General features: G+C 42.2%; 23 protein-coding genes. 12 read left to right on the plus strand and 11 right to left on the minus strand.

Going from position 1 to position 22,724, the window contains the following annotated elements:
• Positions 1–16: 16 nt before the first annotated feature.
• Both tsaE and BACINT_RS21440 read left to right on the plus strand, forming a co-directional pair.
• The gene (gene tsaE / locus BACINT_RS21435; RefSeq protein WP_007667233.1) at positions 17–442 is read left to right on the plus strand and encodes a tRNA (adenosine(37)-N6)-threonylcarbamoyltransferase complex ATPase subunit type 1 TsaE; all 426 of its coding nucleotides are present in this window, start codon (positions 17–19) and stop codon (positions 440–442) included.
• A 6-nt stretch (positions 443–448) separates the two neighbouring features.
• The gene (locus BACINT_RS21440; RefSeq protein ID WP_007667236.1) at positions 449–664 is read left to right on the plus strand and encodes an immunity 17 family protein; all 216 of its coding nucleotides are present in this window, start codon (positions 449–451) and stop codon (positions 662–664) included.
• 58 nt (positions 665–722) lie between these two features.
• Here the strand turns inward: BACINT_RS21440 and BACINT_RS21445 are convergent, their stop codons facing one another.
• The 6 genes from BACINT_RS21445 to dnaE form a co-directional block, all read right to left on the minus strand.
• The gene (locus BACINT_RS21445) at positions 723–2,099 is read right to left on the minus strand and encodes an efflux transporter outer membrane subunit (RefSeq protein ID WP_007667237.1); all 1,377 of its coding nucleotides are present in this window, start codon (positions 2,097–2,099) and stop codon (positions 723–725) included.
• Positions 2,100–2,102: 3 nt separating this feature from the next.
• Entirely contained in the window at positions 2,103–5,234 is a 3,132-nt protein-coding gene (locus BACINT_RS21450; RefSeq protein ID WP_007667239.1) for an efflux RND transporter permease subunit, read from the minus strand.
• Positions 5,231–6,430: an efflux RND transporter periplasmic adaptor subunit gene (locus BACINT_RS21455; RefSeq protein ID WP_021967085.1), complete on the minus strand. Its 1,200-nt coding sequence runs from the start codon at positions 6,428–6,430 to the stop codon at positions 5,231–5,233. Before BACINT_RS21455 ends, BACINT_RS21450 begins: the two co-directional genes overlap by 4 nt.
• Before the next feature lie 217 nt (positions 6,431–6,647).
• A complete protein-coding gene (locus tag BACINT_RS21460) occupies positions 6,648–6,986 on the minus strand; it encodes a hypothetical protein (protein ID WP_007667246.1) in 339 nt (112 codons plus the stop codon).
• Between the two features lie 44 nt (positions 6,987–7,030).
• Positions 7,031–7,348 carry a thioredoxin gene (gene trxA, locus BACINT_RS21465; protein ID WP_007667249.1) on the minus strand — a complete coding sequence of 106 codons (318 nt, stop codon included), beginning with the start codon at positions 7,346–7,348 and terminating at the stop codon, positions 7,031–7,033.
• Between the two features lie 66 nt (positions 7,349–7,414).
• Positions 7,415–11,209 (minus strand): DNA polymerase III subunit alpha, encoded by a 3,795-nt coding sequence (gene dnaE, locus BACINT_RS21470; protein ID WP_007667252.1) that lies wholly within the window; start codon positions 11,207–11,209, stop codon positions 7,415–7,417.
• Between the two features lie 171 nt (positions 11,210–11,380).
• Between dnaE and BACINT_RS21475 the strand changes: the two genes are divergently transcribed.
• The 3 genes from BACINT_RS21475 (at position 11,381) to BACINT_RS21485 (ending at position 13,140) form a co-directional block, all read left to right on the plus strand.
• On the plus strand, positions 11,381–12,070 hold the full coding sequence (locus BACINT_RS21475; protein WP_007667255.1) for a phosphatidylserine decarboxylase family protein: 690 nt from the start codon (positions 11,381–11,383) through the stop codon (positions 12,068–12,070).
• A gap of 7 nt (positions 12,071–12,077) precedes the next feature.
• Positions 12,078–12,776 carry a CDP-diacylglycerol--serine O-phosphatidyltransferase gene (pssA, locus tag BACINT_RS21480; RefSeq protein ID WP_044155157.1) on the plus strand — a complete coding sequence of 233 codons (699 nt, stop codon included), beginning with the start codon at positions 12,078–12,080 and terminating at the stop codon, positions 12,774–12,776.
• Between the two features lie 67 nt (positions 12,777–12,843).
• Entirely contained in the window at positions 12,844–13,140 is a 297-nt protein-coding gene (locus tag BACINT_RS21485; RefSeq protein ID WP_007667261.1) for a DUF4834 family protein, read from the plus strand.
• On the opposite strand, the gene BACINT_RS21490 is transcribed toward BACINT_RS21485, so the two are convergent.
• Positions 13,141–13,578, minus strand: a complete 438-nt coding sequence (locus tag BACINT_RS21490; RefSeq protein ID WP_021967088.1) for a nucleoside deaminase — start codon at positions 13,576–13,578, stop codon at positions 13,141–13,143. It abuts the gene before it with no gap.
• Between the two features lie 32 nt (positions 13,579–13,610).
• Entirely contained in the window at positions 13,611–13,844 is a 234-nt protein-coding gene (locus BACINT_RS21495) for a hypothetical protein (RefSeq protein WP_007212260.1), read from the minus strand.
• Between the two features lie 92 nt (positions 13,845–13,936).
• Here BACINT_RS21495 and BACINT_RS21500 point away from each other — a divergent pair, with 92 nt between their 5' ends.
• Genes BACINT_RS21500 through BACINT_RS21515 form a run of 4 tightly spaced genes read left to right on the plus strand, consistent with a single transcriptional unit; the run spans position 13,937 to position 15,794 of the window.
• Positions 13,937–14,302, plus strand: a complete 366-nt coding sequence (locus BACINT_RS21500) for a YraN family protein (protein ID WP_007667278.1) — start codon at positions 13,937–13,939, stop codon at positions 14,300–14,302.
• Between the two features lie 18 nt (positions 14,303–14,320).
• Positions 14,321–14,626, plus strand: coding sequence for a winged helix-turn-helix transcriptional regulator (locus BACINT_RS21505; RefSeq protein WP_007667281.1), 306 nt, complete (start codon positions 14,321–14,323; stop codon positions 14,624–14,626).
• 18 nt (positions 14,627–14,644) lie between these two features.
• On the plus strand, positions 14,645–15,001 hold the full coding sequence (locus BACINT_RS21510) for an MmcQ/YjbR family DNA-binding protein (protein ID WP_007667283.1): 357 nt from the start codon (positions 14,645–14,647) through the stop codon (positions 14,999–15,001).
• Complete coding sequence (locus BACINT_RS21515) at positions 14,985–15,794, plus strand: biotin--[acetyl-CoA-carboxylase] ligase (protein WP_007667285.1); 810 nt, start codon at positions 14,985–14,987, stop codon at positions 15,792–15,794. The genes BACINT_RS21510 and BACINT_RS21515 overlap by 17 nt, the downstream gene beginning before the upstream one ends.
• 189 nt (positions 15,795–15,983) lie before the next feature.
• Here BACINT_RS21515 and BACINT_RS21520 read toward each other — a convergent pair whose 3' ends face one another.
• On the minus strand, positions 15,984–17,645 hold the full coding sequence (locus BACINT_RS21520; RefSeq protein WP_007663408.1) for an IS1182 family transposase: 1,662 nt from the start codon (positions 17,643–17,645) through the stop codon (positions 15,984–15,986).
• Positions 17,646–18,149: 504 nt separating this feature from the next.
• The gene (locus BACINT_RS21530) at positions 18,150–18,335 is read right to left on the minus strand and encodes a hypothetical protein (RefSeq protein ID WP_007667292.1); all 186 of its coding nucleotides are present in this window, start codon (positions 18,333–18,335) and stop codon (positions 18,150–18,152) included.
• Between the two features lie 164 nt (positions 18,336–18,499).
• On the opposite strand from BACINT_RS21530, the gene BACINT_RS21535 reads away from it, so the two are divergent.
• Positions 18,500–19,603, plus strand: coding sequence for a 6-bladed beta-propeller (locus BACINT_RS21535; protein ID WP_007667295.1), 1,104 nt, complete (start codon positions 18,500–18,502; stop codon positions 19,601–19,603).
• A 167-nt stretch (positions 19,604–19,770) separates the two neighbouring features.
• Here BACINT_RS21535 and BACINT_RS21540 read toward each other — a convergent pair whose 3' ends face one another.
• Positions 19,771–20,451, minus strand: coding sequence for a tetratricopeptide repeat protein (locus BACINT_RS21540; protein ID WP_021967091.1), 681 nt, complete (start codon positions 20,449–20,451; stop codon positions 19,771–19,773).
• Between the two features lie 152 nt (positions 20,452–20,603).
• Here BACINT_RS21540 and BACINT_RS21545 point away from each other — a divergent pair, with 152 nt between their 5' ends.
• Positions 20,604–21,920: an MATE family efflux transporter gene (locus tag BACINT_RS21545; protein ID WP_007667301.1), complete on the plus strand. Its 1,317-nt coding sequence runs from the start codon at positions 20,604–20,606 to the stop codon at positions 21,918–21,920.
• A 50-nt stretch (positions 21,921–21,970) separates the two neighbouring features.
• A complete protein-coding gene (gene pyrH / locus BACINT_RS21550) occupies positions 21,971–22,681 on the plus strand; it encodes a UMP kinase (protein ID WP_007667302.1) in 711 nt (236 codons plus the stop codon).
• The last annotated feature ends 43 nt before the right edge of the window (positions 22,682–22,724 follow it).

Consider the following 22,724-nt stretch of genomic DNA (forward strand, 5'->3'; position numbering starts at 1 on the left):
GTAAATTCAATCTAATATGGAAATTAAAATTCAATCTCTGGACCATATCCATGAAGCCGCCCGCGAGTTTATCGCTGCTATGGGCGACAACACTGTTTTTGCTCTCTATGGAAAGATGGGAGCTGGTAAAACTACTTTTGTCAAAGCACTTTGTCAGGAACTGGGTGTTGAAGATGTCGTTACATCACCCACCTTTGCCGTTATCAACGAGTATCGTTCGGACATAGCGGGAGAACTCATTTACCATTTCGATTTCTATCGTATCAAGAAGCTGGAAGAAGTATACGATATGGGTTATGAGGATTATTTCTACAGTGGGGCACTCTGTTTCATTGAATGGCCGGAGCTGGTAGAAGAACTGTTGCCGGGCAATACAGTGAAAGTAACCATCGAAGAGCTGGAAGATGGTTCACGCAAGTTGACAATGGAAAATCAAGGTTAATATCTTATGAGTCAATACATCGTACAAGGCATCTTTGCAGTGGCCGGCATCATTTCATTACTGGCAGCAATATTGGACTGGGAGTGGTTCTTCACTGCTCGCAATACACAATTCGCAGTAAAAAGTGTGGGAAGAAAACGTGCCCGGTTATTCTATGGTGTACTGGGAGTTATTCTTATCGGAATGTCGGTGTTCTTCTTTCTGAATACACCGCCGGTATAATTTTTTAGACGCAGAAACTGCAACACCTGCATTATCTGCGTCTAAAAACTCAAGGATTCTATTGCCATCCTCCGCCAAGTGCTTTATATAGCCGCACCAACGTTATCTGCTTATCCCGTATCGCATTGCTTAAACCTATCTGGGCATCAAAATATCCACGTTGCGCATCCAGCACATCCAAATACCCGATCACTCCGTTGATATACTGTAACTGCGCCAACTCTACATTACTCCGTGCCGCTTGTTCCAATTGTAGACGCGATTCATAAATCTCTTTGATTTTACTAAAATCCACAATGGCATTCCGCGCATCCTTAAATGCTGTCAATACTGATTTCTCATAAGAATACACCTCTTGTTCATAAGCTGCTTTCTTTGCTTTTAACATTGCGCGGTTCTTTCCCATAGCAAACAAGGGCGTCAGTAATGATCCGCTCAAAAAATGATATGGTGATTTCAGGAAATCCGAGAACTCAGCACTCTCCAAACCATAATGCGCTGTCAAAGCCAAACGAGGAAACATATTGGTATATGCAAGCCCCACTGATGCATTGGCTGCAATCAACTTCTGTTCCGCCTGACGTACGTCCGGACGACGCTCCAATAATGTGGAAGGAAGCCCAACAGGAAGGCTTTCCGGTAATTTCACTTCTTCCGGCAATACTGAACGTGCAATCTTCTGCGGATAATCACCAGCCAGAAACGCAATATCATTTTCTTTTATGGAAATCTTTCGCTCCAGATCCGGTACCAAGGTCGCAGTACGTGCCAATTCCACCTGTGCCTGTTGATAAGAAGTCTCTGAAGTCAGTCCGCCTTCAAAACGAAGCTTTGCCAAACGAACTCCCTCTTTACGGGCATTCAGTGTCTGCCGCACAATAGCCAATTCATTATCCAAGGCTACCAATTCAAAATACGCCTGAGCCACTTCTGCCACCAGACTCATTTTCAGTGCCCGTTGTGCTTCTATCGAACCCAGGAAATCTGCCATACTCTTATCTTTTGCCCAACGCAGGTTTCCCCAAAGATCTACTTCCCATGAGACTATTGCTTTGGCTTCATAACTCCGGTCCGAACTGTAATTATCTCCGCCATAATTCTCCGCCTCCTTATCTGCATATAACTTTCCACTGACTTGTGGAAAAAGATTAGCAAAGTCAATGCGTTTCATTGCGGCCAACTCCTTTACCCGGGCAGCAGCAATTTTCATATCTTTATTATATTCAAGAGTACGCTCAATAAGTGCTTGCAGCGTGGTATCAGTATAAAGTTCCCACCATTGCCGGTCGGCAATAGAAAGTGTGTCCTGTTCTGTGGAGTCAAGTTGCTGCGGCAAATTCAACTCCGGACGTGCATAGTGTTTACCCAACTGACAGGAACTGAACGCCAGTACCACCACCATTATCATACCATATATTGTATATTTTCTTTTCATAACTTATCGTTTAAATCGCTTCGTAACTTTCTTAATATTCGCGCTTTTCGCTTTTGCCTTCGCCTTATAAATCAGTACGAAGAAGAACGGGACTAAAAGAATACCTACCGTTACAGCCAGAATCATTCCGAAAAATACACCAGTACCAATAGCCTGACGGCTAGCCGAGCCCGGTCCACTGGCAATCACCATCGGCAGCATACCAAGGATAAATGCCAAAGATGTCATCAAGATAGGACGAAAACGCAACTGTGATGCATGCAAAGCTGCTTTAACTACATTCGCACCACGGTCTACCTGTTCCTTAGCAAATTCTACAATCAAGATTGCATTCTTTGCCGCCAGTCCGACTAGCATAACCAGCCCGATCTGGAAATAGACATCATTCTCCAAACCGCAAGTCCATACTCCGAGATAAGCTCCCAATGCGGCAATCGGCAATGAAAGTAATACCGCAATCGGCACTGTCCAACTCTCGTAAAGGGCAGCCAGGAAGAGGAATACAAACAGAAATACCAGCGCCAACACCATTGCCGTCTGTCCGCCGGCCTGCTTCTCCTGATATGAAAGTCCGCTCCATTCCACACCTATGTTCTCCGGCAAATGCTCACGGGCAATCTGCTCAATAATCTCCATTGCCTGACCGGAACTATAACCGTCGGCCGCTCCACCACGGATCACAGCACTGTTGAACATGTTGAAACGCTTGATGCTACCCGGCCCCGTGGTATATGAGGTAGTTCCGAGGGAAGTTAGCGGTATCATCACATTATCCGCCCCACGTACAAAGAACAGGTTAATATTTTCCTTGTGTTCCCTGTAAGGTGCTTCTGCCTGGATATATACACGATAAATACGGTTAAACATATTGAAGTCATTTACATATACCGAACCAGTATAAGCTTTCATGGTTGAAAACACATCTGCCAGCGGTACACCTGCCAGTTTCACCTTATCACGGTCTACATCGAAATAGAGCTGCGGGATATCTGCCTGCAAAGATGATGATAACCCGGATAATTCCTTGCGTTGCGAAGCGTAATACATCAACGTATCCGTCGCTTGTACCAGATTATCAAAAGTAGCGTCTCCACGTGCTTCGAGTTGCATCTCGAAACCACCCGAACTTCCCAGCCCCGGGATAACCGGCGGTGTGGAAAGATATACCTTACACTCGGGATACTCCTGCAAATCCTTTTTCACCTGAGCCATTACCTCATCGATAGTCTGTCCGTCACGTGCACCCCACGGTTTCAGAATAACTGTCAGTTCACTACGTGCCTGACTGCTACCCACACGGGGGCTACTACCTACTACACTCTGAACATACTCTACAGCCGGATTCAACATCAGATATTCTATAGCACGTTCCGATACGATTCGCGTACGCTCCAGCGTCGCACCTTCAGGCAATTCCAATTCCACTTTAAAGTATCCTTGATCTTCTACAGGCAAGAAACTAGTCGGTATCAGGCGGTTTATCAATAAAATAGCTACCAATATCACACCAAATGCACTCAATACCCTGCGGGGATTGCCTATCACACGTGAAATCTGGCGAACATACTTACGGTTACCCATATTCAGTGCATAGTTGATATAGCGGAATACAATATTCTTCCGTTTATGAGATTCCGGTTTCAATATCAATGAACACATCACCGGACTCAGAGTCAGCGCAACAACTGTAGAAAGCAATACGGAAACCACAATTGTCACCGTAAACTGACGATAAAGCTGTCCTGTGATACCACCGAGAAAACTAACCGGTACAAACACAGCTGCCAGCACCAGAGACGTAGCAATAATCGCTCCCGTCAATCCTTCCATCGCTTTCTTTGTAGCCTCGTAAGGTGGCAGTTTCTCTTCATGCATGATGCGCTCCACATTCTCTACCACCACAATGGCATCATCCACCACAATACCAATGGCAAGTACTAATCCAAGTAAGGTAAGTATATTGAGAGAGAAACCGAATATCAGCATGAAACCAAACGTACCAATCAGAGAGATAGGTACCGCCACAATCGGAATAAGGGTAGCACGCCAGCTTTGCAATGATAAGAATACTACGATAATCACCAGTATCAATGCTTCAAACAAAGTCTTGTATACTTCGTGAATAGACTCTGAAATGTAAGTAGTCATATCAAATGGAATCTCGTAACTCAATCCGTCAGGAAAGTTATTGCTGATTTCATCCATTGCCTTTTTCACATTCTCCGCCACTTCCATAGCATTGGCACCCGGAAGCATATAGATACCTAACACAGCTGCATTCTCACCATTGATGCTACTCTCCGTATTGTACGAAGAAGCCTCCAATGAGATACGTGCCACGTCACGCAAACGAATAATGGAACCATCCGCATTAGCGCGAATTACAATTTCCTCAAACTGTCCTACAGTAGAGAGACGTCCCTGCGTTGTAATAGGAATGGTAATATCCAATCCTGTCACAGGTTGTTGTCCCAATACACCGGCTGCTGATTCACGATTCTGATCTTTCAGAGCGTTCTGCAAATCGGCTACGGTCAGTCCAAAGTTTGCCAACTTATCTGGTTGCACCCAAATCTGCATAGCATAGTAACGGCTACCAATATTCGACACACGACCTACACCGGGAATACGGCGAAGTAAATCGAGCACATTCAATGTAGCAAAGTTACTCAGATAAATTTCATCAAACTTCGGATCAGAAGACCTCAGACAGATAGTCATTAACTGGCTGGCTGCCTGTTTTTCTACGGATATACCGTTTTGTACCACCTCTGCCGGAAGACGGGATTCCGCCAACTTCAAGCGGTTTTGTATTTCAACCGCTGCCAAGTCAGGATCAGCAGAAATATCAAATGTAACTGTAGCTGAGAAACCACCGGAGTTTGAGCTATTGGACTCCATGTAGAGCATTCCCGGCGTTCCGTTCAACTCTTGCTCAATAGGTGTAGCTACCGCTTGGGATACCGTCAGCGCACTGGCACCGGGATACGAAGCACTAATCTTCACCACCGGCGGTGTAATCTGCGGATATTGGTCAATGGGAAGCATCGTCAGTCCGATGATACCCACAATGACAATCAGTATAGAGATGACAGCCGAAAAGACCGGTCTGTCTATAAAGAAACTTACTTTCATACGCTCTCCCCTCCCTCTTCATCTTCTTTCTTCAACAGGGCATTGTTAACTTTAACTTTCATCCCCGGACTCAGTTTATGGTATCCTTCTACCACTATTGTTTCACCCGGCACCAAACCTCTCTCCACCACTACTTGATTCTGGAACTCCGGTCCTAACTCTATAAAACGACGTTCTACAGTAGAATCACGACGCATAACAAATACATAGGCACCACCTTTTTCTATAATAACAGACTTCAGGGGAACCACTGTTGCATTCTCCCGCACATCCAGCAATAGCTTCACTTTAGTAAACTGGCCCGGAAGTAATACGTGTTTCGGATTAGGCATTTCGGCACGAACAGAGAAAGTACCGGTACGTGGATCAACCTGCGGTTCGGCAAAGTCGACCAAGCCTTTGAAAGGATAGACTGTATTATCGGCAAGTGTAATAGAAATATTCGGCTGCCAAGAACGGGTAGAATCTTTCTGTCCCAGATTTACGTTACGTTCCTTGGTTTTCAGATAGTCTAATGCTGTCATACTGAAATCTACCAGTACCGTATCGCTTTTCACGATATTGGCAAGCAATGACTTGCCGCCCGTACCGACCAATGTACCAAGGTCTACATACCGTTCACTGATGTGTCCGGCCAGCGGAGAGCGAACCACTGTATATCCAAGTTCCAGTTCTGCCTGGTCAAGATCGGCCTGACTCATAGCAACACTAGCCACTGCCGTTTCATAAGCTGCCACCGCGTTATCCAAATCTAATTGACTGGCAGCATTTTGTTCATACAAGGGGCGAATGCGCTCCAGGTCACGTTGTGCTTTTTTAGCTTGTGCTTCATCTTTTTTCAGCTGTGCACGAGCCTTATCCGCCTTAGCGCGATACTGATCCTGATTGATAACAAACAATACTTGATTCTTCGTCACATAAGTACCTTCTTCGAAAAGCATATTTTCCAGATACCCTTCTACACGGGCACGAACTTCCACAAACTGTTGAGCGCGAACACGTCCCACGTATTCACCATAGATTTCGACATCATCTTGTGTCACCGGTTCCACAGCTACTACCGGAAGATCCGGTGCAGGTGCCGGACGATGAGTAATAAACCAGTAAATCGCTACTAACAGTACTATACCAATTGCGGCAATCACTGCCTGTTTTTTCGTTATTCTGAATTCTCTCTTCTTAAAAAACGGTTTCATAAGCTCTCTGTTTATGTTAATGTTAAAAACCCTATAAATAAAAAAACAACCGGCATGCCAAAGTTCGATGGCTATACCTTTATTATTCATAGTCAAACCATTAAAGTTTTAACAAAGGATTATGAGAGTGGGGAATTCACTCTACAAGTGTGGAATTATTCCACAAAAAAAGTCCGAACAAGCTGTCCGGACTTCTCTTTTACTTAACTGAAACTTCTTATTCTTCATCATCATCCAATGACTCCGTATATTCCAGTTCTCCTTGAACTACAAACAGGATTTCTTCCGGATCATACTCACCCATCTCATCTTTGTGGGCTTCTTTGATGATGTAATCTACGATTTGCCCCAGGTCGACTTCGATGCATCCATCTTCATCCGGCTTTGCATCTAGGATGCCGCTTTCAGAATAATACTCGTCAATCAAATCGAGAAAATAATAGAATTCATCATCGGAGTACTTCTCTTTTAACTCCTGCGGCAAATAATTCTTGATGTATTCGATGGTTTTTTCGTCATCGAGATCATCCTTTAAGAAATCGTCTTCCAGTCCCATAACAGTTAGTTTTTTAAGGGTTAATACCTTATTATATTATACTCCTATAAGAGCATCTTTTTTATCTTGTCATCAAAAGCTGATTTGCCAGCAGAACCTACCTGCTTGTCAACCAACTCACCGTTTTTAAAGAACAATACGGTAGGAATGTTACGGATACCATATTCAGCAGCCACATCACCATTCTCATCTACATCACACTTACCGATGAGAACCTGTCCTTCATACACTTCTGCCAATTCTTCTATGATAGGACCTACCATCTTACAAGGACCACACCACGGGGCCCAAAAGTCAATCACTACAGGTTTACCTTCTGCAAGGATTTCCTTATAGTTGCTGTCTGTAATTTCTAAAGCCATTGCGTTAATGATTAATTATTTAATGTTTAATGATTACTGTCAAATTATTTACGGAAGCAAAGATAACTAATTTATCCGGAATTCCAGTTCGGGGCGATCATTTAAATAAGAGATTAACTCACGTCCTACTGAAAGCTTCACAGGTCGGGAAATCATGTCTACTACCGTCTTACTATCAGGATCACTCACCTTAAAATAGAGTTCCGTTGTACCCGGATTCCCTTTCATTAGTGCAGCAAGCTCCGTAACCAAAGCCTGGTTCAACACAGAAAGCGGTATCAGGATAGTAATTTTAGAAATCAGTTTCTCTTTCACATCCGGAAGCAATTCCATAGAAGTAATCTTAACTTCCAACTCATCCTGCTTCCACTGTTTAGGTTGGCAACGAGCCTTAATGAAAAGGAAGGTACGTTCACCCAAATATCCCTGATAGGTTACCCAGTCATTACCAAAGAACGGAAGTTCAGCCGAACCGGAATAGTCTTCAATCTTCGCAATGCCATAAGGATTACCATTTTTACTGATTCCCCGACGCACAGAAGTCACAATGCCTCCCATCGTTATCTCTCGTCCGGCAAGTGCCGTTTTATCCTCCAACTCAGCCATACGCGTATTACATACGTGCTGCAATACTACGGAATATTCATCCAGCGGATGGGCAGATAGATAAATACCTACCAGATCACGTTCCTTGTTCAATCGGTCCAGATCACTCCAGCGTTCAGCTTCAGGTATTTCGGGAGTAGCAATGTCCACTACATTATCTCCACCGAACAACGAGTTGGCAGCCGCTGCCTGGTCTGCCTGATAACGGTTACCATAACGTACTAAAGTTTCCAGAAAAACCTCATTTTTGGAATTCACCGCAAAGTATTGTTCACGTCTTAACTCAGGGAACTCATCAAAACCACCTGCCAAAGCAAGACATTCCAGATTCTTCTTATTACAAGCTGTCAGATTGACACGCTGCACAAAATCGAATATACCTTTAAAAGAACCATTCTTCTCACGTTCTTCCATGATATTCAGTACAGCGCCTTCGCCTACTCCCTTTACTGCACCAAGACCGAAACGGATATTTCCTTCCGGGTTAACAGTAAACTTCAGGTTACTCTCATTCACATCCGGACCAAGAACTTTGATACCCATCGATTTACATTCATCCATCAATTTGGTGATATCAGTAATGTTCGATAAACTTCGGCTCATCACAGCTGCCATATACTCTGCCGGATAGTTCGCTTTCAGATACGCGGTCTGATAAGCTACCCATGAATAGCAAGTGGCATGAGATTTATTGAAAGCGTATGATGCAAACTTCTCCCAGTCTCCCCAAATTTTTTCAAGCACCTTCGGATCATGCCCATTCTTACGTCCGCCCTCGACAAATTTAGGTTTCATATGATCCAGTTTGTCACGCAGCTTCTTACCCATCGCTTTACGCAGGGCATCGGACTCACCGCGGGTAAAGTCCGCCAACAAACGTGACAAAAGCATCACCTGTTCCTGATACACCGTAATACCATATGTATCCTTCAGATACTTCTCCATGACAGGAATATCATACTCAATCGGCTTCCGTCCATGTTTACGGTCGATAAAGTCCGGAATATAATCCATAGGTCCCGGACGATAGAGGGCATTCATCGCAATCAAATCTTCGAAAGTAGATGGCTGCAACTCACGCAAATATTTCTGCATACCTGCAGATTCAAACTGGAATGTACCGATAGTACGCCCGTCACTATATAATTTATAAGTAGCAGGGTCGTCAATAGGCACCTTATCTATATTCAACGCCAGTCCACGATGCAAGCGCACATTTTCCACGGCCTCCTTGATGATTGATAATGTTTTCAATCCCAGAAAGTCCATCTTGATCAAACCTGTATCTTCAATAACCGAACCTTCATATTGGGTAACAAGCATCTTCTCACCCGTTTCCTTATCATCGGCAGTGCTTACAGGTACCCAGTCAGTAATGTCATCACGGCAGATAATCGTACCACAGGCATGCACTCCGGTACCACGCACATTGCCTTCCAGCATCTTGGCATATTTCAGTGTATCACGCACCAAAGGATCGGGAGAAGCTTCTGCTGCTTGCAGTTCAGGAACATAATCAATGGCATTCCGTAGATTCAACTTCTTATCGGGTATTTTATCAGGAACCAATTTAGCTAGACGGTCAGACTCAGAAAGAGGAAGTTTCTGCACACGGGCAACGTCTTTAATAGCAAGTTTGGTAGCCATTGTACCATAGGTAATGATATGCGCCACTTTTTCCTGACCATACTTTTGCGTCACCCAACGAAGCACTTCTCCACGTCCGTCATCATCAAAGTCGATATCGATATCAGGCAATGATATACGGTCGGGATTCAGGAAACGCTCAAACAGCAAGTCATATTTAATGGGGTCGATTTTCGTAATCTGCAAACAATATGCTACCGCTGAACCGGCCGCCGATCCACGCCCCGGACCTATCGAAACTCCCATATTACGCCCGGCAGCAATGAAGTCCTGTACAATGAGGAAGTATCCCGGAAAACCCATTGTCTTCATAATATGAAGTTCAAACTTCAAACGCTCCATCACTTCCTCAGACAAAGGATCTCCATAAAATATCTTAGCACCATCAAAAGTCAATTTGGCCAGATAATCCGCTTCCAGTTTGATACGATATAATTTTTCATATCCGCCCAGACGTTTGATTTTCGCTTTGGCATCCTCCTCACTCAACACCACATTACCATTTTCATCCTGAGTGAATTCATCAAATAAGTCCTTCTCGGTATATTTCTGCCGATACCCTTCTTCTGTTCCAAAGTCTTCGGGAATAGCAAAAGTAGGCATGATAGGTGCATGGTCAATGGAATAGTATTCTACTTTATCCAGAATTTCAAGAGTATTGGACAAAGCCTCAGGAACATCAGCAAAGAGCTCGTTCATCTCTGCCTTCGTCTTCATCCATTCCTGCTTGGTATAAAGCATACGATTCGGATCATCCAGATCTTTACCGGTACTCAAACAAATCAGCCGGTCATGTGCCTCAGCATGTTCCTCATTCACGAAATGAACGTCATTGGAACAAATGAGTTTAATATTATATTTTTTTGCAAACTCTATTAATTTGGCATTCGCCTTCTGCTGCAACGGATAAGCTTCATGGTTGGCACGCGGTATAGTAGCCCGATGCCGTTGTAATTCCAGATAATAATCTTCACCGAAAAGATTTTTATACCAGCGTATGGCTTCTTCCGCATCTTCCAGCTGGTCATTGATAATCTTCTTAGGCACTTCACCACCAATACAAGCCGAACATACAATCAAACCTTCATGATATTTCTCCAATTCGTTACGGTCGGTACGCGGACGCATATAGTAACCTTTGGTCCAAGCTCTGGATACCAGCTTAATCAGATTATGATAGCCTTTCTCATTTTTCGCCAATACAATTAAGTGCCAACCGCTTTGGTCAGGTTTACCTTCTTTTTTATCCATAGTACGGCGAGCCACATACATCTCACAACCAATGATTGGTTTAAACAGCTTATTTTCAGCTTCCGCAATCTTCGCACGACAGTCAGCAAGTTCCGCTTCCTTATCATCGCAAGCAATCTCGCCGCTTTCAATACCAGCCATCCGTTTTTTAAGATCTTTGATCTCCCCCTTCGGTCCGCTATTCTTTTTGTTAACGTAGTTAGTGAATTCCTTAATGCCGAACATATTCCCGTGATCAGTCACGGCTATTCCCTTCATTCCATCTTTCATAGCCTTGTCCACCAACGCACTTACGCTGGCCTGACCATCGAGTAAGGAATACTGGGTATGAACGTGCAAATGAACAAAATCCTGCATAAATATCTCCTTTCAATTAAGAGCATAAAAGTACAACCTATATAAGACCTAACAAAAATATTTCCCTAAAAGTTATCAACAGATGCATTTCTCCCTCCAAATGCTTGTTAGATTTTCAAAATAAGCCTATTTTTGCCGATAATTTGTATTCAAGAGAATAAAACAACTTAGATGAGTCGACTAAAAAAGCTAAAAAAGATACGAATTCACCGCGAAGGGACACACACACTGGCCGGTAGCTTACTATTGCTATTGGTTGTCAATTCAGCACTTTATTTTGGGCTGGAATGCAAATTACCGTTCTATATCGTAGCTGTGGTCAGTATCGTCCTGTATGGAATGCTGGTGAATTTCTTCCGATGCCCTATCCGCCTATTTGGCCAGGAAGACACCGAAAAGATTGTGGTGGCACCTGCCGATGGCAAAATAGTAGTCATAGAAGAAGTGGATGAAAACGAATACTTCCACGACCGCCGTCTTATGATTTCTATTTTTATGAGTGTCATCAATGTACATGCCAACTGGTATCCGGTAGACGGAACCGTAAAGAAAGTGGCACACCATAATGGTAAGTTCATGAAAGCTTGGCTGCCGAAAGCCAGTACCGACAACGAACGCTCTACAGTGGTGATTGAAACTCCCGAAGGTGTAGAAGTAATGGCTCGGCAGATTGCCGGAGCTATGGCACGACGTATCGTCACTTATGCCGAACCCGGCGAAGACTGTTATATCGATGAACACATGGGCTTTATCAAGTTCGGGTCTCGTGTAGATGTTTATCTCCCATTGGGCACAGAAGTGTTCGTGAAAATGGGACAAACCACCACAGGAAACCAGACCGTGATAGCCAAACTAAAATAACTAAACAATGGCTAACCGTATTACTCGCCATATCCCCAATACACTGACATGCCTGAATCTGTTCTCCGGCTGTATTGCATGTGTTATGGCATTTGAGTTCAAGTATGACTGGGCTCTGACTTTCATCATTATCAGTGCTGTGTTCGACTTCCTCGATGGAATGTCGGCGCGGGTATTGCATGCCCCTTCTCCCATTGGAAAAGAATTGGACTCCCTGGCAGACGATATCAGTTTCGGATTAGTACCTTCAGTTATCATATTCTCCTTATTGCGTGAGACGACTTACCCCGATTGGATGAGCAGCTTTCAGGAATATGTTCCCTATTTTGCTTTTCTCATTGCCATATTTTCAGCACTGCGTCTGGCAAAATTCAATATTGACGAACGCCAAACCAGTTCATTCATCGGACTAAATACACCAGCCAACACATTGTTTTGGGCGGCAGCCGCTGCGCAATACCATGACTGGCTGATACAAGGTGGGGTAGTTCTGTATGGACTACTAATCTGTATTGTACTATTCTCCCTGCTGCTGGTTTCCGAATTTCCAATGTTTGCTTTCAAATTAAAGAACCTCTCTTGGGAAGAAAATAAAATCCGTTATTTATTTTTGATAGTCAGTATTCCTCTACTTATTTTCGTAGGACTTGCTGCTGTCATAGGCTGGTACATCATTCTATGCTGGTTTGTTAGAAAGAAACTCTAAACAAATCTTTTGGCACAGTTGTTGTACTATCGTTCGTAAGACGAACAATATATAAAACGATTAGCCCATGTTTCATATCTTAGGATTTCTATTTGTCATCATAGTCGTTATTCTGGTCATCGGACTCAGTATCATCGGCACCGTTCTCCGGACTATCTTCGGACTGGGAGGAAAGCGTCGTTCTTCCTCCGGCAGTTATCAATCTGGTCAAGGTTATTCTTACTCAGGCGGTCAACAACCAAACTCTTCTTCACAAACCGATGAAGGAACCACTTCTGAAGGAAATAATATTCATAGAAAACACAAAAAACTCTTCTCTAAAGATGAAGGAGAGTATGTGGATTTTGAAGAAATTAAAGAATAATCAGACACGCCGTTTTGCAGCAAAGAAATCTTTCATTAAAGCAGCACAATCATCAGCAAGAATCCCTTTCACAACCACCGTTTTCGGATGTAACGCCTGTGGTGCATAACGCTGATATCCGCGCTTTTCATCTTCAGCACCAAACACAAGCCGCCCCATCTGCGCCCAGGCTATGGCACCGGCACACATGACACAAGGTTCAACCGTAACATAAAGAGTACATTCATTCAGATATTTTCCACCAAGGGTAGAAGCAGCAGCAGTAATTGCTTGCATTTCAGCATGAGCTGTCACGTCTGTCAATGTTTCTGTCAGGTTATGGGCACGTGCTATAATACGCTCTTTGCAAACAACAATCGCACCAACAGGCACCTCTCCTCTTTCTGCTGCCTTACGTGCTTCTACAAGCGCTTGCTTCATATAAAAGTTATCGTCCACCACCCTTTTACCTTTAATTTTTAATTCTCAATTTATCTTCGCATATCATGTTCTCCAAAAAGAGTCGGATAGTCCTCTTCCATATTTTTATGGATAAACATGAGAATAGTCTCCCGAAGCCAGCGTGATTTATTCGTTATCTTATACTTCTCCAGATAACGGTCTACAATCCGCAGCTCTTCTTCGCTCATCAGACATACGATGCGCTGTTCACGTTTCGGCTCTTCGGGTGTTGCTTTCGCACACGTTTTATCTCTCTTTCTCATATTTACTGCAAAATTAGTTTTACTTCTGTAAATACAAAGCAGAAAAAACGTATTTTTGCATAGAAACAGCTAAAATAGGGATAAATACAGGTATGGCAGCACACAATACCCTTGGAAAAGACGGAGAAGACGCCGCAGTAGCGTATCTGGAACGCAACGGATATATCATTCGCCACCGTAATTGGCGCAAAAACCATCTGGAACTGGACATTGTGGCAGTCAAAGATGAATTGTTGATTGTAGTGGAAGTGAAGACACGAAGCAATACGGAATACATCGAACCGCAAGATGCCGTTAATTGGCAGAAAATACGCCACATTGTAGTGGCTGCCGATGCATATATCAAGCATTTCAGTATAGACATTCCTGTTCGTTTTGATATTATCACCGCGGTCGGCGAAGCTGGAGCATTTGAAATAGAACATATTAAGGATGCATTTTATCCGCCAATGTTCTGAATTATAAATTGCAGTAAAATGAATATAAACGAACTCATAGCCCAACCGGAAGGACGACGTCTGGAATTCAAAGGCGAACTTCCTACAAATGTCGGTGATAATGTCGGTGATGTCAGCAATATTGATAACAATATCAGCTATAATGAATTGAAAATCACACAACTGATCTTGCATAATCCGAATATTACAACCAAGGAAATAGCTGAAACCTTAGGGATTAGCACACGCCAGTGTGAACGCATTATCGCAAAACTTAGACAATCCGGAAAATTATTACGCAAAGGTTCTGCAAGAACCGGTTACTGGGAGATTAATAACTATTAAAAATATCTGGAAATTATTATGGATATAGAAACTGCCCGCGAATACTGCCTAGCCAAGAAAGCAGTCACAGAATGCCTTCCATTCGATGAGTATTCACTCGTGATGAAAGTTATGGATAAAATGTTCGTATTGATTGACCTAGAATACTCCAACAAGATTTGTATGAAGTGCGATCCTGAGTATGCCATAGAGTTGCGCGAACGTTACTCAGCCATCGAAGGCGCCTATCATTTTAATAAGAAATACTGGAATCAGGTTTTCCTCAACGGTGATGCAGACGATAAGTTGATAAAAAGTCTCATTGATCATGCTTATGAGGAAGTCTTAAAGAAGTTCACCAAGAAAATGCGTACCGAATATGAAGCCTTACCCTGACATGAATAAAGAGTCCAACGAGCATCTCCCCTCTGCGAAATTTCCTGTTCCCCTGCTCGTATTAATGGAAACAGACTCCACCAATCGGCATTTAACACAACTTTGCGATGAACAAGGAACCGATATTCCGGAATTTATGACAGTAATTGCTGAACGCCAGACCGCCGGAAAAGGGCAACGTGGCAACAGTTGGGAATCGGAAGATTGCAAGAACATTACATTCAGCTTCGTACTTTATCCTACCTTCATTGAGGCACGTCAACAATTTATCCTTTCTCAGATCATCTCTCTCTCCATCAAAGAAGAATTAGATGAATGGGCAGAAGGTATCTCCATAAAATGGCCGAATGACATTTATTGGAATGAGAAAAAGATTTGCGGCATACTGATAGAGAATGATCTTTTAGGACATCATATCGGACGCAGCATTTCCGGTATCGGGGTGAACATCAATCAGGAAGTCTTCCGAAGCGATGCTCCCAACCCGGTATCCCTAAAACAGATTACAGGAGAAGATCATGATCGATATCTGATACTTGCCAATATTATGAAACGGATAAAAGAGTACTATACCCTTTTACGAACAGACTGTTCAGGTAAAACAGCAGACTTGATTAACACCCGTTATGCTCATTCCCTATTCCGTCGGAATGGCTTTCACCGCTATGCAGATGCGAACGGCGAATTTCTTGCCTGCTTACTACGCGTAGAACCGGACGGGCGATTTATTCTTGAAGACCAAGAAGGAAAAGAGCGCGGATATTTGTTTAAGGAAGTACAATACATTCTTTAAATTCAGGTAGGGCTTCTTGAACTCAGAGGCTACATAGAGTTTATGTTCACTTTTACCTGCACGCTTGCACTAAGCGTGATAAACAACTGATAAACAGTCCAAATTCAGTGGTGGCAGCAACATTTAGTCAAGGAGATGTGTCAAAACTAAGGCACATCTCCTTTTTTTATATTTAAATGTTTTTTTTCTCTATGCGACTCTTTTTTCACTAATTTGGTAATACGCGGCTATATTCCTCGTATATTGCGTCATAATTGTTCTGATAAGAATACATATAATGCGTGCAGTCCCTCCCTTTCCTGCTTTTAGTAGTTTAGCACACATTTTTTTGATATTAAAAGCTATAGCAAAGAAAGCAAAGTCCATCGTAACCTTGTCTTCTCCTTTATGTCTGAACCGGCGGTATGCCATGTTGTATTTCATTTGTCCAAACACAGCTTCCGGTTCTATACACCTCCTGCCTCTATGCTTGATACCTTCCTCTGAGAGCAATTTTTCCCGTGCCTGCCGTTTGTATTGGTTTAACCGGTGATTGACTTCTATAATACGATTTCCCTGGGCTTTAAAGCAACTGCCACGCAAAGGACAACCCTCGCAATTTTGTGCTTTATAACGTGCACTTTCGGTGATGTATCCGCTTGCAGTTTTGTCACGTCTGGTCCCTATACGGTTCATGCGCTGCCCCATAGGGCAAACGTAATAATCCTCTTCTGTATTGTAATGGAGACTTTCCGCATGGAACGGATTGGGAGTATAACGGGGACGCTGTTCTTTATGGAAGAAGTTATACTTGACAAAGGCTTCTATCCCGTTCTCCTGCATGAACCGGTAATTTTCTTCTGAGCCGTAACCGGAGTCTGCCACCCCGACAGCGGGTAAGCGGTTATAGCGATGTTGGAAGGAGTGGAAGAAAGGAATGAGCGTCAGTGTATCGGTAGGGTTGGGAAACAGTCGGAAGTCTATGAGAAATTGGTTTTCAGTACCTATTTGCAAATTATATCCGGGCTTGGTCTGCCCGTTCTTCATGGCGTCTTCTTTCATACGCATGAATGTGGCATCAGGATCAGTCTTGGAATAGGAATTACGTTCTCCAAGAGTGTCAAGATGATTGTCGTATTCCATCAGCTTGTCACGATACCCTTCAAGTTCCTTGAGCTGTTTCTTCTTTTCGCGCAGGGCTTTCTTTTGTTCCTTATCCTTTGTCGCAGGCTGGTGTTCTAGGACTTCTTTAAGTTCATCCACTATGTCAGAGAGCATGGCGGGAGTGAATTGGGCGGGTGTGTCTTTTACGGAGTTCTCTTGTGCAATGGCTTCGTCCACCTGTTCCAGAAGGATACGAATCTTGTCCAGCAACTTCGTGCGGTGCTTTTCAACACTCTTGCGCCAGACAAAAGTATATTTGTTGGCTTTGGATTCAATCTTAGTGCCGTCGATATACTCCACCTCAAGACTGATGAAACCTTTGTCGGCAAGGACAAGAACTAACTGGGTGAATACATTATTTATCTCCTCCTTTACACGGTTACGAAAACGATTGATGGTGATAAAATCCGGATGCTCATTACCGGCAAGCCAGATATAATGAATGTCACGCAAGAGAAGCTTCTCTATTTTACGGCACGAATAGATATTATTCATGTAGGCGTAGATAATTACCTTAAGCATCATTTTAGGATGATAAGGACAGCGGCCGGTTTCTTTATAAAGTTTATTGAAACCTTCAAGATGGAGAGTATCAACAACTGTGTTAACTATGCGAACCGGGTCGTTCGACGCAATGTTTTCATCAATTCTTTGAGGAAAAAGAACGGTTTGGTTGGGAATGTAAGGACGAAAATGTAACTTTGCCATAACGAAATACTTTATGCCTAAAGATACAAAAACTTTGGGGAATAGCAAAGCCCGGGCTTGCGAAAGTCTGGGCTTTGTGCATAAAAAAGGTTGTGCCAGAGTTTTGACACATTTACCTTTGTATTATCATCAATTCCTGCTTCTGCTTCCCGAAATGCTTAAGAACTTTCATATTCCCCCTAATATTTATCAGACTGACAACCAACGTTTTCGCATAAAGGAAGCACTGTAAATGATTGACCACAACTGTGGTTCACTAGCTTCACGTTTATGAAGCACTTGCTCTACGATTGTGAGCCAAGTTAACCACTACTGTAGTCATAGCAAAATAAGCATTGCTTTAGCAAGAAACATACATACTTTTAGTAACAAGCATACATTGTTTCGAGAAAGAACAATAAGGGAAAACATATTGCCTCATGGCCACAATTTCCCCCACCTGATACAAATAATTCAGACTAAAAAAGAGATATTTGAATGAATTCAGGTACTTGATTTCTACTTCTAATTTCTTATTTTATCCAAAGTATTACCTGCCTTACCCTTTACTAGTAACCCCGCATCGTTCATACGGTTCGGTTGGTTCCGTTGTTTATGAGTTGTAGCTTTGACCGTATATTTTTCCTGCTGTCCGACAAATTCTTTGCTAAAATCATCCGCCATATAATTAATCTTTGTAACTTTAGCCATTGAGAACATAGTGATAATCGTTTAAATGTCATATTCAGCACTACAAATTTAAGACTTTCATCGCTATATCCTTAGTATTCAAAAGAATAGCTTAATGTTTATATCAAACTCACGTTAAAACCAGTTCGAAAGATTAAACATAGCCAACCTTTAATACCAATTATATGAAAAAACTATTACTCTTCCTTATTATGCCATTTTTTACTGCATGCACACCTTCTGCACCAAAAATGCAAACTGTATATGAGATAAATATAGATTCCATATCGGAAGCACTACCTGAATTAGCTCAAATAAAATATGTTCCATTAGAAACAACCGATAGTTCATTGATAGGTAATATAGACAAGATATTGTATCAAAATAACAAATACTATATATTGGACAAAGTTGAAAAAAAGATACTAGTTTTTGATAGAAAGGGAAAAGCCATGCAAATTATCCATAAAGTGGGTCAAGGTCCTGGTGAATATCTTGAACCATCTGACATAGATATTGACAAGGAAGGTAATATTTACGTATACGACTGGGCTACCCAAAGTATAATAACATACAAAAATGGGAAACCGGAAAATTATGAAATATTAAAGATCGGACAATATTTCCTGGATTTTGCTATGACAGATAAATACATTTTTCTAAGCAATATACTGCAAGAGAATAGTTTCAAAATAAGTTTAGCACTCTGGGATAAAAAAAAGAATGAGATGAGAATTCTGAAAAACAATGAGCGCATTGAAGGCAACAAGCTGGCCTATAGAGCAAACCATTACTTCTATCGTTCAGCAAATATCGTAACTTATTATGAACGATTTTACCCATATATCTATCAGATAGACAATGACTCTATAAAATACTTCACAAACTTACTTACAAAGAAAATCCCGACAAAAGATGAAGTGGAACAATGGAGCCAAGGTACACCTAGTGAGCAATTTATGAAATCCATGCAATATGTAGGTGATATATCCGCATGTTATGAAACAGAGAAATACATATTTATAACAATCCAAGGCATGCCTCCCGGATATGGAATAATCAATAAAGAAAACAATCAAACGTATTATATGCCTACTCATAAATACAAAAACATGCCTAATGGTGGTGCCATTGCCACTACCGGAAAAGAATTCATCTCATATATGATACCGACAGAAGATAATATCCAACAGATTTTATCATCTGTCACAGATACCGAAAAGCAGTTACAAATAAAGAGTCTGGACGAAGAAAGCAATCCAATATTAGTTTTATTCAGCTATAAATAGAGGAAATAAGTTTATAAGAAATTATAGTCTCATATTATTAATATTATGTAATGCATTACTTTTTTTATTAAATAAAGAAAGCGAAATCATACTGATAGGCAATCCTAACAACAGCCATAAAATCAGAGAATTATACTTATAGACAATCAAACAAGAAATTATTCCTCTCATTTGATTTCCACTTCTAACTTCTTAATCTTTTCCAAAGTATTTCCTGCCTCCGTTGAAGGAAACAACTGCAACACCCGCTGCAAATAATCTTTTGCCTTGGCATAACCGTTAGAATAGACATCAGAAAGTCCATTACGATAACGGGCATATTGCATTCGTGTAGGAGAAGTTATCTTCTTATAATCATCTTCCAACTTTTTCTTTTCACGTTCTGCCTGTAAATAGAAATAATTTCCCAGAAAAATATTAGCTTGCAAATTATTAGCATCAAGTATCAATACCTTCTCATAAGTTTTTACAGCATCTTTTTCTTTACCCCGCATCATCTCCATTTCGGCACACGATACAAGAGCAGGAACATCGTCTGAATGATACTGCAGAAATTCTCTATAAAACAAATAAGCTTTGTCATAATTCCGCTTATGTTTGTAATAGGTTGCCAACTCATTTACCAAACGCGGAGCTACAGCGCTGTTTTTTTCCACCTGAGTCCAATAAAACATCTCAGTCTGATCTGCCCCAGCCTTTACCGACTGGCGAAACAGACTCACCGCATAGTCATCCTGCCCCTCAGATAAGGCAGCAGACACCTTTTGAAGCAACTCCCCGGCTGATTGTGCTGAGAGCACAAAAGGGAAAGCAACCATGAATGAAAATAGTAAAGTTAAGGTTCTCATCGCTTATTAATATTACCTAGTTCTTGTTTCCGCAAATATACTCATTTTTAAAATATTATGTATTATAAAAATTGTTATTATCAAATGCCTTTTTACCATTTACGGCAAAAAGAGTACCTTTGTCGATAAATAGAACAAATCAGTGCTTTAAAATGATTGCTCAAACTCCGAATATTATCAATAAAAGAATACTTCAGATAGCTGTACCTTCGATCATTTCGAATATCACAGTCCCACTATTGGGACTGATTGATGTGACAATCGTAGGCCATCTGGGATCTGCAGCGTATATCGGAGCTATTGCCGTGGGCGGAATGCTATTCAACATCATCTACTGGATCTTTGGATTCTTAAGAATGGGAACCAGCGGAATGACGTCACAAGCATACGGCAAACACGATATGGACGAAGTTATCCGACTTTTGTTACGATCCGTTGGAGTAGGATTGCTCATTGCCATTATTCTGGTGGCTTTACAATATCCCATCCGTAAACTGGCATTTACTTTTATACAAACTACAGAGGAAGTAGACCTGTTGGCTACACTCTATTTCCAAATTTGTATTTGGGGAGCTCCTGCCATGCTGGGACTTTACGGTTTTGCCGGTTGGTTCATTGGCATGCAGAATTCGCGTTTCCCGATGTACATTGCCATTACACAAAACATTGTGAACATCGCTGCAAGCCTTTGCTTTGTCTATTTGTTCCACATGAAAGTTGCCGGGGTAGCCCTGGGGACACTTACAGCCCAGTATGCAGGATTCTTTATGGCATTATTATTATGGAGGCGATATTATGGCAAATTGAAAGAACGTATTGCCTGGCAGGAGATATTGAAAAAAGAAGCTATGCTACGTTTCTTTCAGGTGAACCGGGACATTTTCCTACGAACCCTCTGCCTGGTTATTGTCACTCTGTTCTTTACCTCCGCCGGAGCAGCACAGGGAGAGGTTGTATTGGCAGTCAACACTTTGCTAATGCAGCTATTTACTCTTTTTTCTTATATAATGGATGGCTTTGCTTATTCAGGTGAAGCGTTGGTTGGTAAATATATCGGTGCGGACAACCGCCCGGCATTGCATCGTACCGTTTGCCAGCTCTTTATCTGGGGAATCGGACTTTCTACAGGCTTCACATTACTTTATTTCTTTGGCGGCAAGGCATTCCTAAGTTTGCTTACTAATGAAGTTTCTGTTAGCCGGGAAGCTGGAAATTACTTTTATTGGGTATTGGCTATCCCATTTGCAGGCTTTGCCGCTTTCCTATGGGACGGAATATTTATCGGAGCCACTGCCACTCGGCAAATGTTTTATGCAATGCTGGCAGCCTCAGCCGGTTTCTTCCTCGTTTATTACTCCTTACACGAGTGGATGGGAAATCATGCCCTTTGGCTGGCTTTCATCGTCTACTTATCTCTGCGCGGCATCGTACAGGCAGTTTTAAGTAGAAAAATTTTGTACCAAAGTTAATCATTACAGACAGAAAGCGTATATTTGCAGAAACTAAATGTAATATCATAATGGCAAAGTATAAAAGAGTTCTGTTAAAGCTCAGTGGTGAGAGCCTGATGGGCGAAAAACAATATGGCATTGACGAAAAGCGCCTTGCCGAATATGCAGCACAAATCAAGGAAATCCATGAGTTGGGCGTCCAGATAGGTATCGTCATTGGTGGTGGTAATATCTTCCGCGGATTGAGTGGCGCAAACAAAGGTTTCGACCGCGTGAAAGGAGATCAGATGGGAATGCTCGCTACGGTAATCAACAGCCTGGCATTAAGCTCTGCCCTGGTAGCTGCCGGTGTAAAGACGCGTGTACTGACAGCCGTACGCATGGAACCTATCGGTGAGTTTTACAATAAATGGAAAGCTATCGAATCTATGGAAGCAGGCGAAGTGGTTATCATGTCTGCCGGAACAGGCAATCCGTTCTTTACTACCGACACAGGCTCTTCCCTACGCGGCATTGAAATTGAAGCCGACGTTATGCTGAAAGGCACACGCGTAGATGGCATCTATACTGCTGATCCGGAGAAGGATCCTACTGCCACTAAATTTGACGAGATCACTTACGATGAAGTTCTGAAACGTGGCCTGAAAGTTATGGACCTCACTGCCACCTGCATGTGTAAAGAAAACAATCTGCCAATCATTGTATTTGACATGGACACAGTAGGCAATTTGAAGAAAGTAATGCAAGGAGAAGAGATCGGAACACTGGTACACAACTAATTTTCTCTGAAAAAACTCTGTATATCAGAGTGCTCTGTGGTGA

It is taken from the genome of Bacteroides intestinalis DSM 17393 (assembly GCF_000172175.1).
Classification (GTDB): Bacteria; Bacteroidota; Bacteroidia; order Bacteroidales; family Bacteroidaceae; genus Bacteroides; species Bacteroides intestinalis.

Excerpts from the sequence above, each read along its gene's own strand:
- tsaE (WP_007667233.1), top strand. The coding sequence starts at position 17 with ATGGAAATTAAAATTCAATCTCTGGACCATATCCATGAAGCCGCCCGC.
- BACINT_RS21440 (WP_007667236.1), top strand. The coding sequence starts at position 449 with ATGAGTCAATACATCGTACAAGGCATCTTTGCAGTGGCCGGCATCATT.
- BACINT_RS21445 (WP_007667237.1), bottom strand. The coding sequence starts at position 2,099 with ATGAAAAGAAAATATACAATATATGGTATGATAATGGTGGTGGTACTG.
- BACINT_RS21450 (WP_007667239.1), bottom strand. The coding sequence starts at position 5,234 with ATGAAAGTAAGTTTCTTTATAGACAGACCGGTCTTTTCGGCTGTCATC.
- BACINT_RS21455 (WP_021967085.1), bottom strand. The coding sequence starts at position 6,430 with ATGAAACCGTTTTTTAAGAAGAGAGAATTCAGAATAACGAAAAAACAG.
- BACINT_RS21460 (WP_007667246.1), bottom strand. The coding sequence starts at position 6,986 with ATGGGACTGGAAGACGATTTCTTAAAGGATGATCTCGATGACGAAAAA.
- trxA (WP_007667249.1), bottom strand. The coding sequence starts at position 7,348 with ATGGCTTTAGAAATTACAGACAGCAACTATAAGGAAATCCTTGCAGAA.
- dnaE (WP_007667252.1), bottom strand. The coding sequence starts at position 11,209 with ATGCAGGATTTTGTTCATTTGCACGTTCATACCCAGTATTCCTTACTC.
- BACINT_RS21475 (WP_007667255.1), top strand. The coding sequence starts at position 11,381 with ATGAGTCGACTAAAAAAGCTAAAAAAGATACGAATTCACCGCGAAGGG.
- pssA (WP_044155157.1), top strand. The coding sequence starts at position 12,078 with ATGGCTAACCGTATTACTCGCCATATCCCCAATACACTGACATGCCTG.
- BACINT_RS21485 (WP_007667261.1), top strand. The coding sequence starts at position 12,844 with ATGTTTCATATCTTAGGATTTCTATTTGTCATCATAGTCGTTATTCTG.
- BACINT_RS21495 (WP_007212260.1), bottom strand. The coding sequence starts at position 13,844 with ATGAGAAAGAGAGATAAAACGTGTGCGAAAGCAACACCCGAAGAGCCG.
- BACINT_RS21500 (WP_007667278.1), top strand. The coding sequence starts at position 13,937 with ATGGCAGCACACAATACCCTTGGAAAAGACGGAGAAGACGCCGCAGTA.
- BACINT_RS21505 (WP_007667281.1), top strand. The coding sequence starts at position 14,321 with ATGAATATAAACGAACTCATAGCCCAACCGGAAGGACGACGTCTGGAA.
- BACINT_RS21510 (WP_007667283.1), top strand. The coding sequence starts at position 14,645 with ATGGATATAGAAACTGCCCGCGAATACTGCCTAGCCAAGAAAGCAGTC.
- BACINT_RS21515 (WP_007667285.1), top strand. The coding sequence starts at position 14,985 with ATGAAGCCTTACCCTGACATGAATAAAGAGTCCAACGAGCATCTCCCC.
- BACINT_RS21520 (WP_007663408.1), bottom strand. The coding sequence starts at position 17,645 with ATGGCAAAGTTACATTTTCGTCCTTACATTCCCAACCAAACCGTTCTT.
- BACINT_RS21530 (WP_007667292.1), bottom strand. The coding sequence starts at position 18,335 with ATGGCTAAAGTTACAAAGATTAATTATATGGCGGATGATTTTAGCAAA.
- BACINT_RS21535 (WP_007667295.1), top strand. The coding sequence starts at position 18,500 with ATGAAAAAACTATTACTCTTCCTTATTATGCCATTTTTTACTGCATGC.
- BACINT_RS21540 (WP_021967091.1), bottom strand. The coding sequence starts at position 20,451 with ATGAGAACCTTAACTTTACTATTTTCATTCATGGTTGCTTTCCCTTTT.
- BACINT_RS21545 (WP_007667301.1), top strand. The coding sequence starts at position 20,604 with ATGATTGCTCAAACTCCGAATATTATCAATAAAAGAATACTTCAGATA.
- pyrH (WP_007667302.1), top strand. The coding sequence starts at position 21,971 with ATGGCAAAGTATAAAAGAGTTCTGTTAAAGCTCAGTGGTGAGAGCCTG.